Source organism: Pseudomonas sp. B414 (assembly GCF_055408445.1).
In genome coordinates, this window is record NZ_JBUZTQ010000053.1 from 1 (window position 1) to 16,882 (window position 16,882).

The 16,882-nt window shown below is 58.1% G+C and carries 14 protein-coding genes; 10 read left to right on the forward strand and 4 right to left on the reverse strand.

Annotation, left to right across the window (positions count from 1 at the left end):
• Window positions 1–726: 726 nt before the first annotated feature.
• The 6 genes from ACZRMH_RS24750 (at window position 727) to ACZRMH_RS24775 (ending at window position 9,046) form a co-directional block, all read left to right on the forward strand.
• Entirely contained in the window at window positions 727–2,169 is a 1,443-nt protein-coding gene (locus tag ACZRMH_RS24750) for a serralysin family metalloprotease (protein WP_464015685.1), read from the forward strand.
• A 58-nt stretch (window positions 2,170–2,227) separates the two neighbouring features.
• On the forward strand, window positions 2,228–2,608 hold the full coding sequence (locus tag ACZRMH_RS24755; protein ID WP_464015686.1) for an AprI/Inh family metalloprotease inhibitor: 381 nt from the start codon (window positions 2,228–2,230) through the stop codon (window positions 2,606–2,608).
• A 121-nt stretch (window positions 2,609–2,729) separates the two neighbouring features.
• Window positions 2,730–4,472, forward strand: coding sequence for a type I secretion system permease/ATPase (locus ACZRMH_RS24760; protein ID WP_464015687.1), 1,743 nt, complete (start codon window positions 2,730–2,732; stop codon window positions 4,470–4,472).
• 17 nt (window positions 4,473–4,489) lie between these two features.
• Entirely contained in the window at window positions 4,490–5,800 is a 1,311-nt protein-coding gene (locus ACZRMH_RS24765) for an HlyD family type I secretion periplasmic adaptor subunit (protein WP_464015688.1), read from the forward strand.
• A gap of 13 nt (window positions 5,801–5,813) precedes the next feature.
• On the forward strand, window positions 5,814–7,169 hold the full coding sequence (locus ACZRMH_RS24770) for a TolC family outer membrane protein (RefSeq protein ID WP_464015689.1): 1,356 nt from the start codon (window positions 5,814–5,816) through the stop codon (window positions 7,167–7,169).
• A 26-nt stretch (window positions 7,170–7,195) separates the two neighbouring features.
• Window positions 7,196–9,046, forward strand: coding sequence for a polyurethane esterase (locus tag ACZRMH_RS24775; protein ID WP_464015690.1), 1,851 nt, complete (start codon window positions 7,196–7,198; stop codon window positions 9,044–9,046).
• 34 nt (window positions 9,047–9,080) lie between these two features.
• Here ACZRMH_RS24775 and ACZRMH_RS24780 read toward each other — a convergent pair whose 3' ends face one another.
• Window positions 9,081–10,715, reverse strand: coding sequence for a methyl-accepting chemotaxis protein (locus tag ACZRMH_RS24780; RefSeq protein ID WP_464015691.1), 1,635 nt, complete (start codon window positions 10,713–10,715; stop codon window positions 9,081–9,083).
• Between the two features lie 283 nt (window positions 10,716–10,998).
• Between ACZRMH_RS24780 and ACZRMH_RS24785 the strand changes: the two genes are divergently transcribed.
• A complete protein-coding gene (locus ACZRMH_RS24785; RefSeq protein ID WP_464015692.1) occupies window positions 10,999–11,829 on the forward strand; it encodes an undecaprenyl-diphosphate phosphatase in 831 nt (276 codons plus the stop codon).
• Window positions 11,826–12,242, forward strand: coding sequence for a DUF1294 domain-containing protein (locus tag ACZRMH_RS24790; protein WP_464015693.1), 417 nt, complete (start codon window positions 11,826–11,828; stop codon window positions 12,240–12,242). The genes ACZRMH_RS24785 and ACZRMH_RS24790 overlap by 4 nt, the downstream gene beginning before the upstream one ends.
• Here ACZRMH_RS24790 and ACZRMH_RS24795 read toward each other — a convergent pair.
• Both ACZRMH_RS24795 and ACZRMH_RS24800 read right to left on the reverse strand, forming a co-directional pair.
• Complete coding sequence (locus tag ACZRMH_RS24795) at window positions 12,231–12,575, reverse strand: MmcQ/YjbR family DNA-binding protein (protein WP_464015698.1); 345 nt, start codon at window positions 12,573–12,575, stop codon at window positions 12,231–12,233. The two genes, ACZRMH_RS24790 and ACZRMH_RS24795, sit on opposite strands and share 12 nt — an antisense overlap.
• A 5-nt stretch (window positions 12,576–12,580) precedes the next feature.
• On the reverse strand, window positions 12,581–13,489 hold the full coding sequence (locus ACZRMH_RS24800) for a LysR substrate-binding domain-containing protein (RefSeq protein WP_464015694.1): 909 nt from the start codon (window positions 13,487–13,489) through the stop codon (window positions 12,581–12,583).
• A gap of 126 nt (window positions 13,490–13,615) precedes the next feature.
• Between ACZRMH_RS24800 and ACZRMH_RS24805 the strand changes: the two genes are divergently transcribed.
• Both ACZRMH_RS24805 and ACZRMH_RS24810 read left to right on the forward strand, forming a co-directional pair.
• Window positions 13,616–14,227: an FMN-dependent NADH-azoreductase gene (locus ACZRMH_RS24805; protein ID WP_464015695.1), complete on the forward strand. Its 612-nt coding sequence runs from the start codon at window positions 13,616–13,618 to the stop codon at window positions 14,225–14,227.
• A 149-nt stretch (window positions 14,228–14,376) separates the two neighbouring features.
• Window positions 14,377–15,414 (forward strand): alpha/beta hydrolase family protein, encoded by a 1,038-nt coding sequence (locus tag ACZRMH_RS24810; RefSeq protein ID WP_464015696.1) that lies wholly within the window; start codon window positions 14,377–14,379, stop codon window positions 15,412–15,414.
• Here ACZRMH_RS24810 and ACZRMH_RS24815 read toward each other — a convergent pair.
• Complete coding sequence (locus ACZRMH_RS24815) at window positions 15,411–16,598, reverse strand: MFS transporter (protein WP_464015697.1); 1,188 nt, start codon at window positions 16,596–16,598, stop codon at window positions 15,411–15,413. The two genes, ACZRMH_RS24810 and ACZRMH_RS24815, sit on opposite strands and share 4 nt — an antisense overlap.
• Window positions 16,599–16,882 lie beyond the last annotated feature (284 nt).

A 16,882-nucleotide genomic window follows, 5' to 3' on the forward strand; every position in this document is an offset into this window, starting at 1 on the left:
GCCGCGCCACCCCCATAACAGCACCTGCGTTCGGCCTTCTGTGATGGGCTTTCGCGTCGTCTGAACAATCGCATTACAAAAGCAAAAGCAAAAGCAAAAGCAATATTGGACAGATACACATACTACCTCGAATCAGGCCGGCCGGTCGGCCGCCTCGGCGGCTCTTGATCTACCGCCCTCCGGGAGGCCGTACGATGGGGCAAGGCCTTTTTGGGTACTTTTGTGGCTGTTTGACAAAAGTGCCTCGCCGTAAGGGCGAAACCTATATTCCAGTTAGACGCGAATGCTGGATATGTAAGCGACGGGCCAGTTATTGCGAGTTCTAAAAAACAGAAAGCGACATCAACTTGCCAGGAGGCGACATTCAAACTTACAGCCAATAGATATTGAGTCCTGCAATTTGATTGTATGATGAGTGCTATTTTAACAATGACGTGCCCGAGTCCATAAACGAACAAGCCCTCCATTAATTTAACTTTATCCAGGCAGACTGAGCAGTCATTATTTAAACGTATCCAGAACAAAAAAATACTTCAAGTTGAAAGTTCAATGTTTACGGCTATATCCGGAGTTTGCGCAAACAACCCCTAAAATAGTACTGGACTAAATATTTCAAGGTGTGTCAGTTTCTGCCGGCCATAAAACGGCGAGTGATAGGACGATCTCGCCAAGGGGTCGTCGTGGTCTGTCAACTATCTTTCTACTGCTAAACAAGGAAATGTTTACATGTCGAAACTTAAAGAGAAAGCGGCACTGTCCGTTGGCCAGGTGCAAGCGGCAAACACCGGCAGTTCTGCCTTCACTCAGATTGATAACTTCAGCCATTTCTATGATCGTGGTGATCATCTGGTCAATGGCAAACCTTCGTTCACCACCGACCAGGTGGCCGATCAGCTGACGCGTTCCGGTGCCAGCTGGCATGACCTGAACGGCGACGGTGTGATCAACCTGACCTATACGTTCCTCACGGCACCGCCGGCAGGCTACGCCACCCGTGGCCTGGGCACTTTCAGCCAGTTCTCCTCGCTGCAAAAGGAGCAAGCCAAGCTGTCTCTGGAATCGTGGGCCGATGTCGCCAAGGTGACCTTCACTGAAGGCCCGGCCGCCCGTGGCGACGATGGCCACATGACCTTTGCCAACTTCAGTGCAAGCAACGGCGGCGCCGCGTTCGCCTACCTGCCAAGCAGTTCGCGCAAAGGCGAGTCGTGGTACTTGATCAACAAGGACTATGCCGTCAACAAGACCCCGGGTGAAGGTAACTATGGTCGCCAGACCCTGACCCACGAAATCGGCCACACCCTGGGGCTGTCGCACCCGGGAGATTACAACGCCGGCAATGGCAATCCGACCTATCGCGACGCGGTGTATGCTGAAGATACCCGTGCTTACAGCGTTATGAGCTACTGGAGCGAAAGCAACACCGGTCAGCATTTCACCAACAGCGGCGAAGGTGCTTATGCATCGGCGCCGTTGCTGGATGATATCGCAGCGGTACAGAAGCTCTACGGTGCCAACCTGGAAACCCGGGCTGACGATACCGTTTATGGCTTCAACTCCACGGCCGATCGTGATTTCTTCCACGCTTCCTCGGCCAGCTCCAAGCTGATTTTCTCGGTGTGGGACGGCGGCGGCAACGACACCCTGGACTTCTCCGGTTTTAGCCAAAACCAGAAGATCAACCTGACTGCCGGTTCGTTCTCCGATGTTGGCGGCATGACCGGTAACGTATCGATCGCTCAGGGTGTAACCGTGGAAAACGCCATTGGCGGCTCAGGCAATGACCTGCTTATCGGCAACAGCGCGGATAACGTGCTCAAGGGCGGTGCAGGCAACGACATCATCTATGGCGGCGGCGGGGCTGATACCTTGTGGGGCGGTACGGGTTCTGATGTATTTGTGTTCGGCGCGGTGTCTGACTCGGCACCCGGTGCAGCCGATATCATCATGGACTTCCAGTCCGGCATCGACAAAATCGATGTCTCGGCGATCACCAAACTGGCCGGGCTCAACTTTGTCGACGCCTTCACCGGGCGTGCCGGTGAAGCGATTGTCAGCTATGACAAGGCCAGCAACCTGGGCCACTTTGCGGTCGATTTCAGCGGTCATGCTGTTGCCGACTTCCTGGTCAACACTGTAGGTCAAGTGGCAACTTACGACATCGTCGTCTAAGCCTGCCGGTACAAGGGCAGCGCGCAAGCGCTGCTCTCTGCCAGGAGTAACAAGTCGTATGGCATACGGATTTTTCAAGGCAGTGGGGTGTATCGCCGCACTGCTGACCTTTACCACAGAGAGCACCATGGCCAATTCCTTGCTGCTGATGAGCCCCGCGCAACTGGCGGGCAGCTGGACGTTTTACCCGCAGGACGATGCAACGCAGAGCTGTACAGTGCAGTTGATTGCCGAACATAAAAGCTTCGACCCGCAAGTGAAGTGCCTGAAAACATGGTTGGGTGAAGTACCCAAAAGTTGGTCGCCCACTCCGGACGGGCTGTTTCTGATGGGCGAAGACGGGACGGCTCTGGTGCATATGAACCGGATTGAACCGGGGCACTACGAGGCACAGGTTAACGCTGAAACTGTGCTGGTTATGGTGCGTGCCAATAAGTAAGTCGTACTGAAAGCGCAACTTCAAGAGTAAACGCTGAGCGGTGCCTGCAAGGGGCGGCTCACCTGCGCCTGTCTGTTTTGTTTGTGCGCGAATGCCGTGTTTTATCGATCAAGGACGATTTATGAGGCGATTGAAAAACAGCACTGTTGCGCCGCTGATACATGCGCTGGCCGACTATAAAAACATTTTGATCAGCGTGGGCTGCTTTACCGCCCTGATCAATATATTGATGCTGGTGCCATCGATTTATATGCTTCAGGTCTATGACCGGGTACTGTCGTCACAGAACACAACAACACTGGCCATGCTGTCTTTGATGGTGGTGGGCTTTTTCATCTTTATCGGGACGCTTGAAACCGTCCGCAGTTTTATTGTGATCCGTATCGGCAGCCAGCTGGAGCGCAGGTTTAACCAGCAGGTGTACCGCGCCGCATTCGAGCGCAACCTGTTCAGTGGTCAGGCCCATGCCGGGCAGGCGTTGGGCGACTTGACCCTGATCCGCCAGTTTGTCACCGGCCCTGCGCTATTCGCCTTTTTTGATGCGCCGTGGTTTCCAGTCTATTTGTGCGTGATCTTTATGTTCAGTCCCTGGCTCGGTCTTATGGCGACGGCTGGGGCGCTGCTGCTGATTGCCCTGGCGTGCATCAATGAAGTGATGACGCGCAAGCCCCTGAGTCAGGCCAGCCTGTACTCCCAACAATCCAGTCAGATAGCCACCAGCCATCTGCACAATGCCGAGACCATTCAGGCCATGGGCATGCTGGGGGCGTTGCGCAAACGCTGGTTTAACCTGCATTCGAAATTTTTGGCCGAGCAAAACAAGGCCAGCGACACCGGCGCACTGATTGGCTCGGTCAGTAAAACCTTGCGCCTGTGCCTGCAATCACTGGTGCTTGGCTTGGGCGCTTTGCTGGTGATCAACGGTGATATGAGCGCGGGCATGATGATCGCGGGTTCGATTTTGATGGGCCGTGTGTTAAGCCCCATCGATCAGTTGATAGCTGTCTGGAAGCAATGGAGTTCGGCCAAGCTGGCCTATCAACGGCTGGACAGCCTGTTGCGCGAGCATCCCGCCAGTGAAGAGAGCATGGCGCTGCCAGCCCCCAACGGCCAGGTGAGCTTTGAACAGGTCAGCGCTGCACCGCCGGGCAAGCGTCTGCCCACTTTGCATCAGGTCAGTTTTAGTCTCAATGCAGGTGAGGTTCTCGGCGTGCTGGGCGCATCGGGCTCCGGCAAGTCGACCCTGGCGCGAGTGCTGGTGGGCGTCTGGCCGACGCTGGCGGGCACGGTGCGCCTGGATGGCGCGGATATCCATCAATGGAACCGCGATCAGTTGGGGCCGCATATTGGCTATCTGCCCCAGGATATCGAGCTGTTCAGCGGCAGTATTGCCGAGAATATCGCCCGCTTTCGTGACGCTGATCCCCGCCAGGTGGTCGCTGCGGCGCAGCAGGCCGGTGTTCACGAGATGATTTTGCGTCTGGCGCAAGGTTACGACACGGTGCTGGGCGATGAAGGCAGCGGCCTGTCGGGCGGACAAAAGCAGCGGGTCGCTCTGGCCCGTGCCTTGTATGGCAACCCGCGGCTGGTGGTGCTGGATGAGCCCAATTCTAACCTCGATGCGGTGGGTGACGCGGCCCTGACCCGGGCCATTGCGCACCTCAAGGCGCAGGGCTGCACCGTGGTGCTGGTGACGCATCGTTCGGCTTCGTTGGCCCAGGCCGACAAGCTGCTGGTGCTCAATGAGGGCCGCTGCCAGGTGTTCGGGCCCAGTGCCGAGGTGCTTAAGGCCTTGTCCGGGGCCCAGCAGCAACACGCCGTGCCGCAGGCGGCCAGTATCAACCGTCAGAGTGCTGACGCATAAGCAAGGATGCTGCATTGATGAATGATCACAATCAACCGCCATTGCGTGAGCGCGGTGCGGGGTTTTACGTGCGGGCAGGCTGGCTGCTGACCCTGTTGGGGGCGGGCAGTTTCTTCCTCTGGGCCAGCCTTGCTCCGCTGGACGAGGGCATTCCTGTGCAAGGCACGGTGGTGGTGTCCGGCAAGCGCAAGGCCGTGCAGTCATTGGGTGCCGGAGTGGTGAGTCAGATTCTGGTGCGCGAGGGGCAGACAGTACGTCAGGGCGAACCGTTGTTTCGACTGGACCAGACCCAGGTCGAAGCCGACGTGCAATCGCTGCGTGCACAGTACCGCATGGCCTGGTCCAGCCAGGCACGTTGGCAAAGCGAGCGTGACAACCTGGTGCGGGTGAGCTTTCCCCGGGAGTTGAGCCAGGACCCTGACCCGCGGCTGACCCTGGTACTGGAGGGGCAGCAGCAGTTGTTCAGTAGCCGGCGCGAAGCCTTGGCCCGCGAACAGGCCGGGCTCAAGGCCAGTATCGAAGGCGCAACCCGGCAACTGGGCGGGATGCGCCGGGCGCGCAGCGATCAAATGGCTCAGGCCGATTCTCTGCGCCAGCAGTTGAATAATCTGCGGCCTTTGGCAGAAAACGGCTATATCCCGCGCAATCGCCTCATGGAGTACGAGCGGCAGTTGTCCCAGGTTCAGCAGGATCTGGCGCAGAACGCCGGTGAAAGCGGGCGTATCGAACAGGGCATTGTGGAATCAAGGCTAAAACTGGCGCAGCACATTGATGAATATCAGAAGGAAGTGCGCAGCCAACTGGCCGATGCCCAGCTTAAGACCCTGACCCTTGAGCAGCAACTGGCGTCGGCCGGGTTTGACCTGCAGCACAGTGAAATCAATGCGCCAGCAGATGGCATCGCCGTCAACCTCAGCGTGCATACCCAAGGTGCGGTAGTGCGGGCGGGTGAAACCCTGCTGGAGATCGTGCCCCAGGGCACACGCCTTGAGGTGGAGGGGCGCCTGCCGGTGCATCTGGTGGACAGGGTGGGCAGCCAGTTACCGGTGGATATTCTGTTTACCGCATTCAATCAGAGCAGTACTCCACGGGTGTCGGGGCAGGTCAACCTGGTTTCCGCCGACCAGATGCTCGATGAGAAAACCGGCATGCCGTACTACGTGCTGCGCAGCTCGATCAGTGATCAGGCGCTGGAGAAGCTCAATGGGCTGGTGATCAAACCCGGCATGCCGGCCGAGATGTTTGTGCGCACCGGCGAGCGCTCGCTGCTCAATTACCTGTTTAAACCGCTGCTGGATCGCGCAGGTTCTGCGTTGACTGAGCGCTAGGATGCTGCAACTTATGAAATCAGCTGCAATCTTGGGCCTGGGCCTTGCGCTATGGGCCGGTATGGCGGCCAGCGCACAGGCGCTGGGACCGTTTCAGGTATACGAACAGGCACTGCGCAATGATCCCGAGTTCCTCGGCGCCATCAAGGAGCGTGACGCGGGCCTGGAGAGTCGCAATATTGGTCGCGCCGGGCTGCTGCCCAGACTGTCGTACAACTACAACAAGGGCCGCAATAACTCCCAGGCCACCTATCTGAATGAGCGCGGCAACACTCACGACGACCGCAACTACAACAGTTATGGCTCGACCTTGACGTTGCAGCAGCCCTTGATCGATTACGAGGCGTACGCCAATTATCGTAAAGGCGTGGCCCAGGCGCTGTTTGCCGATGAGACGTTTCGCAGCAAAAGTCAGGAACTGCTGGTGCGGGTGCTGACCCATTACACCCAGGCGCTGTTTGCGCAAGACCAGATCGACAATGCACGGGCCAAGAAACACGCCTACGAGCAGCAGTTTCGGCAAAACCAGCAAATGTTCCAGCAAGGCGAAGGCACCCGTACCGATATCCTCGAAGCCGAGTCGCGGTACGAGCTGGCTACTGCCGAAGAAATTCAGGCCCATGACGAGCAGGATGCGGCGTTGCGTGAACTGGGAGCGCTGATCGGCGTGGCGACGCTGGATATCGATGAACTGACGCCATTGGCCCGCAGTTTCAACCCATTGCCCCTGGAGCCGGCGAGCTTTTCCAGCTGGCATGAAATGGCACTGGTCAGTAACCCGATCCTGGCATCGCAGCGTGAGGCGCTGGAAGTGGCGCGGTACGAAGTCGAGCGCAACCGTGCAGGGCATCTGCCCAAGCTCAATGCCTATGCCAGCGTGCGCCAAATGGAATCCGACAGCGGCAACACCTACAACCAGCGCTACGATACCAACACCATCGGCATTGAAGTCAGCCTGCCACTGTACGCAGGGGGCGGGGTGTCGGCGTCGGTGCGCCAGGCCAGTAGCAATCTGGCTCAAGTGGAATACGAGCTAGAGGGTAAAACCCGCGAAACCCTGATCGAACTGCGGCGCCAGTTCAAGGCCTGCCAGTCGGGCGTTAGCAAACTGCGCGCCTATCAAAAAGCCCTGGTTTCAGCCGAGGCGCTGGTGGTATCGACCCGCCAGAGCATCTTGGGCGGCGAGCGGGTCAACCTCGATGCGCTAAACGCCGAGCAGCAGCTGTACAGCACACGGCGCGACCTGGCCCAAAGCCGTTACGACTACCTGCTGGCCTGGACCAAATTGCATTTTTACGCTGGCACCCTGGGCGCGCAGGACCTGGCGAGGGTCGATGAAGCGTTTATCACAGCCGGGCAAGCACACTAGTTTTAATCAACGAAGAGGGTACGACCATGGCGGTGTTTGACTACAAGGATGTGGGTTCCAGTGTCTCTACAGCACTTTTCAAAGATGCTATGGCAATCACGCTCTATAGCTATCACAACCTCGATAACGGATTCGCCGTGGGCTACCAGCAACATGGCCTCGGTACGGGTTTGCCCGCCACGCTGATCAAGGCCGTGCTGGGCGGCACTGATTCTCAGGGGGTAGTGCCGGGGATTCCCTGGAACCCCGATTCGGAAAAACTCGCCCGCGAGGCGGTGGAAAAAGCCGGATGGAGCCCCATCAGCGCCGAGCAATTGGGTTACAGCGGCAAAGTCGATCAGCGCGGGACTTTTTTCGGTGAAAAGGCCGGCTACGGCAGTGCCCAGGTGGAGATCCTCGGCAAATACGCAGCCGATGGTCATCTGACTTCCATTGGCATCGGTTTTCGTGGCACCAGCGGACCGCGGGAATCGCTGATTACCGATTCCATCGGCGATGCCATCAGCGATCTGCTGGCAGCGATCGGGCCTGCCGATTACGCGAAAAACTACAGTGCCAATGCGTTTGACATGCTCCTGGGCAAAGTGGCGGCCTTTGCCAGCGCGCAAGGGTTGCATGGCAAGGACGTGCTGGTCAGTGGCCACAGTCTGGGCGGCCTGGCAGTCAACAGCCTGGCCGACTTGAGTGGCGATCACTGGTCGGGGTTTTATCGCGACGCCAATTACATCGCGTTTGCTTCGCCCACCCAGAGCGAAACCACCAGCCATGTGCTCAATATCGGCTACGAGAACGACCCGGTGTTCCGCGCCCTTGATGGCTCTGATTTCAATCTGTCGTCACTGGGCGTGCATGATGCGTATCAGCCATCCGCCACCAACAATATTGTCAGTTTCAACGATCACTACGCTTCCACCGCGTGGAATCTGCTGCCCTTTTCGATTGCCAATATTTCCACCTGGATCACTCACTTGCCCAGTGGCTATGAAAGCGGGCTGAACCGGGTTCTCGACTCGGCGTTTTATGACCTGACCTACAAGGACTCGACCATTGTGGTTGCCAACCTGTCCAACCCTGCGCGGGAAAGCACCTGGGTCCAGGACCTCAATCGCAACGCCGAGCCGCACAAGGGCAGCACGTTTATCATTGGCAGCGATGGTAATGACTTGATTCAGGGAGGGCGCGGTAACGACTTCCTGGAGGGGCGCGATGGGAATGACACCTTCCGTGACAGTGGTGGCTACAACATCATTCTGGGTGGCAAAGGCGTCAATACGCTGGACTTGCAACAGTCGTTGAGCCGCGTGGATGTGGTCAATGACGGGCAGGGCACCTTGTATGTGCGCGATAGCCACGGCGGGATCACTATTGCCCGTGATATCGGCTTGCTGATAACCAAAGAGCCCGCCTGGCTGGGATTGAGCCACCGCGAAGTCAGCCATCGAGTGGATGATGAGGGGCTGTGGTCCGGTAAAACCCACAGTGATTACTCTCACTCGGTCAAGGCCGGGGCCGCTGACAGTACCATCACGGCCGGTGAGCAGGGTGACTGGCTGCTGGGGCAGGGCGGCAACGATCACTTGATCGGCCTGCACGGTAATACGGTGTTTATCGGCGGTGCAGGCAATGACCTGCTGGAGTCGGCAGGCGGTCATAACACCTTTGTGTTCAGCGGGCATTTTGGCAACGACACGCTGCTGGGCTACCAACCCAGTGACAAGTTGGTATTTCTGGGAGTGGATGGCGGGTACAACGCCGATTACCGCGCCCATGCCAGTGCGTCGGGGCATGACACCGTGCTCAGCTTCGGCAGCGACTCGGTGACCCTGGTGGGCGTAGGGCTGGCCTCACTGGCGAGCACCGACATCGTAATCGCCTGACGGCAAGCGGCAAGCTTGCCGCTTGCCGCTGCTTCTAAACCCTGAACTGGCGCAGAAGCCCATTGAGCTGCACGCTGAGTTCCTTGAGGTGAGCACTGGCGACACTGGATTGCTCGGCTGCCTGGGCGGTGCCCTGGGACAGTTCGGCGGCCTGGGTCACGTTCTGGTTGATATCTTCCACCACATGGGCTTGTTGCAGGGTGGCGCTGGCAATCGAGGCGTTGAGGTCGTTGAGGTTGTTCAGGGCCTGGCCGATGCTGGTCAAACTCTGCCCGGCCTGGGTGGCCTGTTCGATGGTCAATTGCGAAGCGCGACTGCTGCTACCGATCACGTTCACTGCTGCTTCCGAATGTTTTTGCAGGCCTTCGATCATGGTCTGGATTTCAGCCGTGGATTTTTGCGTGCGCTGGGCCAGCAGTCGAACTTCGTCCGCCACCACCGCAAAGCCACGGCCCTGTTCGCCTGCGCGGGCGGCTTCGATCGCTGCATTGAGGGCCAGCAGGTTGGTTTGCTCGGCAATCGAACGGATCACTTCAAGCACGCTACCAATTTCGCTGCTTTGCGTGGCCAGGGTGCGGATCACCTCTACAGCCTGATTGATGGTGCCTGACAGCTGGCCGATCTGCTCCAGGCTGGTATCGATATTCTGCTGGCCAAGCTCGGCCTGTGACTGGGCGCCGCGCATTTCGCTGGCCGCATGTTCGGCGTTCTTGGCCACTTCTTGCACGGCGTAGGTGACTTCGTTGATCGCCGTGGCCACCTGATCCATTTGCAGGGCTTGTTGCTGGCTGCGCTGTTGCGCGTTGCTGGCGTCACTGCCCAGCTCACTGGAAGACTGCTCCAGTGCCGTGGCAGTGGCCTGCAAATGGCTGATCACATTGCGCAGCTTGGCGGTAAAGGCATTGAAATGATGGGCCAGCAGGGTGACTTCATCACGGCCGTGGGTATCCAGGCTACGGGTCAGGTCGCTTTCACCACTGGCAATATTGGCCATGGCCTGCACCGCTTCTTGCAATGGTCGCACGATGCTGCGGGCAATCAGGGTCACCAGCAGCGCCATGATCAGCGCGATGCCAAGGCCTGCCCAACTGGCTTTCCAGGCTTGAGCGCGGAACTCGGCCTGCATATCGTCGATATACACGCCCGAGCCGATCACCCAGCCCCAAGGCTCGAACAGTTGCACATAGGAGGTTTTCTGCACCGGCGCTTCGGCGCCCGGTTTTGGCCAACGGTAGTCGACCATACCCGAGCCTTTGCTTTTGGCCAGGCTGGCCATCTCGTTGAAAATCGCAAAGCCGTCCGGGTCCTTGATGGCCGACAGGTCTTTGCCGTCGAGTTTGGAATTGGTGGGGTGCATGACCATGTAAGGGCGCAGGTCATTGATCCAGAAATAGTCATCGTGGTCATAGCGCAGCGTGCTGATCACAGTCAGCGCCTGCTGTTGTGCGGCTTCACGGCTCAAGCTGCCAGCTGCTTCCAGGCCCTGGTAATAACTGAGTACACCACTGGCCGCTTGCACTACATGCCGGGTTTTCTGGGCTTTGCCTTCATACAAATCGTCATGTATCTGCTTTAGCATCAGCAAACCCAACGCCAGCAGCATGGCCATGGCCACAATCAAGATCAGCCATAAACGTCGGCTGATGGACAACCCGCGCAGGGTATTCATAAAGGGTCACTCCTGGTTTTTCTTCTTGTGGTGATTCACAGAACAACTTTTTTCAGACTTGCCTGTCAGACGAGACCGAGCTCATGTCATAGCAGCGAAAGTGCAACGTGTCTGATAGGATCTCGGCCGAAATTGGCAAAGCTTCATCTTTATTGATTTCTGACAGTTTTTTCACACCGTGGCGGGGAGCATGGCGCACCTGCGACATGCGCCTGGCCAGCGGTTGCAACGACTTAATCAAGACTAATCAGCTCTGCATGAGGCAGGGCTTTATGGGGGAATAATGGATCTTTGGACTGCCGCTCAGGCGTTGATTCTGGGCGTCGTTGAAGGCTTGACGGAGTTTTTGCCGATCTCGAGTACGGGCCACCAGATTATTGTGGCCGACTTGCTGAACTTTGGCGGTGAGCGGGCGATGGCTTTCAACATCATCATCCAGCTGGGCGCGATTCTGGCTGTGGTCTGGGAATTTCGCCGCAAGATCATCGACGTCGTGGTCGGTTTGCCCACCAAGCCAGAAGCACGTCGTTTCACCACCAACCTGATTATCGCGGTGATGCCGGCGGTGGTGCTGGGGGTGATTTTTGCCGATGTGATTCACCACTACCTGTTCAACCCGATCACGGTTGCCACGGCATTGGTGGTGGGTGGTGTGATCATGTTGTGGGCCGAGCGCCGCCAGCATGTGATTCGCGCTGAAACAGTGGACGACATGACCTGGAAAGACGCGGTGAAAATCGGCTTTGCCCAGTGCCTGGCGATGATCCCCGGCACCTCGCGCTCGGGTTCAACCATTATCGGCGGCCTGCTGTTCGGCCTGTCGCGCAAGGCGGCCACCGAGTTTTCGTTCTTCCTGGCCATGCCGACCATGGTCGGTGCTGCGGTGTACTCGGGCTACAAGTATCGTCACCTGTTCCAGCCTGACGATCTGCCGGTGTTCGCGATCGGTTTTGTGACTTCGTTTATCTTCGCCATGATTGCGGTACGTGCGTTGCTTAAGTTTATTTCCAACCACAGCTATGCCGTTTTCGCCTGGTATCGCATTGGCTTTGGCTTGCTGATTCTGGCGACATGGCAGTTCGGCTGGATTGACTGGACGGCAGCTGCAGCGTGAGGAACGGGCATAGCGGCACGCCGATTCATCGCTTAAAAATCAAGTTGCTGGCATTGGTTGTGCTTTGTGCCTTGCCGATTGGCGGCTCGGTGAGCTTGTTCCTCAGCGGGGGCAGCCGGCTGCCGTTGCTGGCCTATGTGGTTGCCAGCGTCCTGGCGTTCGGCCTGTACTGGTACGATAAGCAACAGGCCAGAGCTGGTCAGTGGCGCACACCGGAGAAGGTCCTGCACGGGGTTGAGCTGCTGGGCGGTTGGCCCGGGGCCTTGGTGGCGCAACAGATGTTTCGCCACAAAACCCGCAAGCTGTCTTATCAGGTGGTGTTCTGGCTGATAGTAGCTGCGCATCAGGTGGTCTGGATTGACGTTTTGTTCCTGAAGATGGCTTTTCTCAACCTTTTGCAGTTACAGCAGTAAGCCGATCTGACGTTTTTTCGCCAGCTTGCTCACGACAAGCTGGTGAGAACGGCGCAACAGATCCTGTAGTTCCGCTGCGCCCATCGGGTAGGGCGCCTGCATATTGATCCAGTACGCCCGCGCCAGATAAGGCGACGGCCGTATGCCCGGGCGATCGATATAACCCAGAAACAGATCTTTTTCGACCTTGAATGAAAGCCCGTTGCTGTTGAGGTTGAACAGGGCAAACATCTTGCTGTCATCGACAAAGAACACTTCGACCCCACCCCATTTCACGGCTTCCTGCACACCCGGCAGGTTTCGGCAGAATTCGGCTACATCCTGTTTGCTCATTTGGCTCATAGCAGTTTGTCTCCACAGCTTTCAAATGATTCAATCAAGTGATCGATCCACGCCCGCACCGCAGGCATCACCCCGCGTCTATGGGGGTAGACCGCATGCAGCCAGCCGCCCGGCAGCGTCCACTTGGGCAGTAGTTGCACCAGTTGGCCGTCGATAAGCTCCTGCTCGCAATACATCATGGGCAGCACGGTGAAACCCAGGCCGGACAGAGTACAGGCCTTGCGCACGATAAAATCGTCAATCCCCAGACGTGCTTCAAGTACCAGATTACAGTCCTTGCCTTGTTCGTCGAGCATGCGCAGATGCACCATGCGATCGGCCTCAAGTGCCCCCAGTAGTGGTACATTCTTCAGATCATCAGGCTTGTCGACAGGCCACTTGCCGGCGAACTCGGGGGTGGCCACCATCACGGTACGGGCCTGACGCAGGCGCCGCGTGACCAGCGACGGGTCTTCATCGCCTTCTTCGCGTACGCGCAAGGCTACATCAATGCCTTCGGTGACCAGGTCAACGCGACGGTTGAGCAGGTTGACCTCCAGTTGCACCAGGGGATAGGCCTGCAGAAACGAGCTGATCACCCCAGGCATAAATTCATGGGCCAGGCCCACCGGGCATGACACACGCAAGGGGCCCCGTGGCTCGCTGGACATGCTGGCAACCGCTTCGTCGGCCATCTCGGCTTCCAGCAGCATGGCCTGGCAATGGCGCAGGTAGCGCTCACCCACAGCGGTCAGCTTGAGCTGGCGCGTGGTGCGCTGCAACAAGCGGGCGCCAAGGCGCTCTTCAAGCTCGGCGACGCGGCGTGACAGGCGGGATTTAGGAATCCCCAGCACGCGCCCGGCAGCGGCAAAACCACCGGCCTCGACTACTTTGGCGAAGTAATACAGATCATTGAGGTCTTGCATGGCGGGCTCACTGTCCTACAGGTGGGACGAACTATCGCACAATGGCTAACTTATCGTCGATTGCTTTCATCGGTAGTATGCCTTCCATCGAGATCGCCCAGAGGCGGTCATTATCTGGAGATCACCATGAAACTTTTGCATATCGATTCGAGCATTCTGGGCGACAACTCGGCTTCCCGTCAGCTGAGCGGCGAAGTGGTCAAGGCATGGCAGGCGGCTGATCCAGAAGTCGAGGTCAGCTACCGCGACCTGGCTGCCGAGGCCATTGCACACTTTTCCGCCGCGACCCTGGTGGCGGCAGGTACACCGGCAGAGCTGCGTGATGCAGCACAAAAGCACGAAGCCCAACTGAGCGCTGACACCCTGGCGCAATTTCTGGCCGCTGACGCCGTGGTGATTGCAGCGCCGATGTACAACTTCACCATTCCGACCCAGCTCAAGGCCTGGATTGACCGTATCGCAGTTGCTGGCCAGACCTTCCGTTACACCGAAGCCGGCCCGGTAGGCCTGTGCGGCAACAAGAAGGTGATTGTGGTCTCGACCTCCGGCGGCCTGCATGTCGGTCAGGAAACCGGTGTGGCCCACGAAGATTATTTGAAAGTGATGCTGGGCTTTATGGGCATTACTGACGTCGAATTTGTTCGCGCCCACGGCCTGGCCTATGGTGACGAAGTTCGCACTAAAGCCATGAATGATGCTCATGCGCACATTAAGCAGGATCTGTTCAGCGCAGCGTAAGTAATCTGTACTGCTGCACCGACTAAACTCCGTACTCCGGGTGTCTTGAAAAGACCGGAGTACGGAGTTTTTTGCGTTTGGCTTGGGTTATGCAGGGCTCAGGCTCGGCATGGCCGGTTTCATGCCACGCGCCTTGACGGTGAACCTCAATGATGAGTATCAGAGCGGTACTGATTGTGTTGCTGGCTTGTTGCTCCGTAATGGTGCAGGCCGAGCCCGCCCTGCAGTGGGGCGTGGGTTTTCATCGCCTGAGCTTTCTTGATCCGCTGGACGATCAGCCCATGCGTGCTATCGCCTTTTACCCGTCCAGTGAAGCCACAGGGCTGACCAAAATGGGCAGCTATGAAGTTGAGGCGACCGAGGAGGCGAAAATCGCCATCGGCCACTACCCGTTATTGATGTTATCCCATGGCAATACCGGTACACCGCTGGCGCTGCATGACCTGGCTACATCGCTGGCGCGCAAGGGTTTTGTGGTTGTGGCGGTGCTGCATCCTGGTGACAACTACAAGGATCACAGCCGTCTGGGTACCTTGAGCAATCTCTATGGGCGGCCGATGCAGATATCGGCGGCGATCAGTGCAACCCTGGCCGACCCGCAGCTGTCACCCTATGTGCATGACGATCAGGTGGGCGTCATCGGTTATTCCGCAGGCGGGGAAACCGCCTTGATCCTGTCCGGCGCCCAGCCTGACCTCGATCGTTTGCGCCGCTATTGCCATGAGCGCCCCGAAGACCGTGATGCCTGCACCACCAAGGGTGAGCTGATCGCCGATCGTGATGACCTTGTTCCCGTAGCCGACCCGCGTGTGCGCGCCCTGTTGCTGATGGCACCGTTGAGCCTGATGTTTGGTCGCCAGACCCTGGCCGATGTGCATGTCCCCGTGCTGCTCTACAGCGGTGAAAACGACAGGCTGGTGTTCCCCGACAAAAACGCCGACGCGCTGGCGCGCAAACTGCCGGTGGAGCCTGAATTCAAGGTCATACCCGGTGCCGGGCACTTCGTTTTTATGGCCCCCTGCAGTGACGAGCAAATGGCCGCAATGCCCGGTTTATGTACCGATGCGCAAGGGGTCGATCGCGAGGACATCCACCGCGATCTGATTTATGAGGCGGGGCGCTTTTTCAGCAAGACCCTTCAAGTCAGTTCCCGAGCCGGATTGCGCACTGCCGGTCATTTGAATTAGCTCCGCGCCCGTCGCGACAGGCTCAAGCTCAGCAGCAAGCCCATGCCGCACATTAGCGCGGCACTGAAGAAAATCCACGGGTAGCCCATATTCAGGGCAATGGCACCCATCATCGGCCCCGCAACGGCCAAAGCCAGATCGAAAAATACGGCATAGGCACTCAACCCCGCGCCGCGGCTGGCCACAGGTACTTGCTTGACCGCCTCGACCCCCAGCGCCGGGTAAACCAGTGACAGGCCAAAGCCGGTCAGCCCGGCACCCGCCAGGGCAAATGCGCTGCTGGGTGCCAGCCAGAGCATGATCAGGCCGACGGCTTCGATGCTCATACAGGCGATCGCGACGTTGTAACCGCCAAAACGGCTGATGCTGTTAGTGAAGGTCAGGCGCCCCAGGATAAAACACACGCCGAATACCGACAGGCAATACGCAGCACCTTCCCAGCCCTGATCGATATAAAACAGGGTGATAAAGGTAGTCAGCGTGCCATAACCAATAGAGGCCAGGGTCAGGCTGATGCCATAGGGAGCAATCAGGCCGAACACCGACCAGAAGGGCAGGCGCACGCCGCTGACCACCGAAATGGCGGGCTTTTTGCGGATCAGCAACAGGGCCAACAACGCCAATAGCAAAAGCGTTATACCCAGGCTGGCGAAGCCCAGCCTGTCGATCATCACCACACCCAGCGGCGCACCAATGGCAATGGCGCCATAGGATGCGATGCCGTTCCAGCCGATGGCCCGGGCGGTATGTTGTGCGCCCACCTGGGCAATACCCCAGGTAATGGTCCCGACACCGATCAAACCCTGGGCAAGGCCTAGGAAGACTCGCCCCACAATCAGAATGCCCAGGCTGAGCAGTGGCCAGTCCTGCAGTGCCACGGCCAGGGAGGTCAGCACGCCGCTGATGGCGATGCCGATCAAGCCATATACGATGGCGGGCTTGGTACCCAGGCTGTCTACCAGGCGCCCGGCTGAGGGGCGACTAAGCAGGGTGGCCAGGTACTGTGAAGCAATGGTCAGCCCTGCGACCACGGCGCTGAAACCCAGTTGGTCGTGCACATAGCCCGGCAATACGGCAATCGGCAAGCCAATGCAGATAAAGGCGATAAAGGTATAAAACACGATCGACAGGATTTGCAGGGTGACCGACAGGGAGCTTGCAGTGGAGGGATGTTGCGCGGGCATGGGCTTTGAATCCGGCTGACGACCAATGGCCAGTATGATGGCGTGGCTCCGGGATAAAAGAAAGCAGGCTAACGGTATTGTTGCACTGCAGTGATGCAATGGCTCCCACAGGCATTGGGTCAATGTGCAAACCCTGTGGGAGCGGGCTTGCCCGCGCAGGTCAACACCTGGGCTTGTCTTAAAGGCGGCGCTTGCATCGCAGACAAGCCTGCTCCCACAGGTTTTGTGGTGCCATGCTGGCTCAAATGTGGGAGCGAGCCTGCTCGCGATAACATCACTGCGAT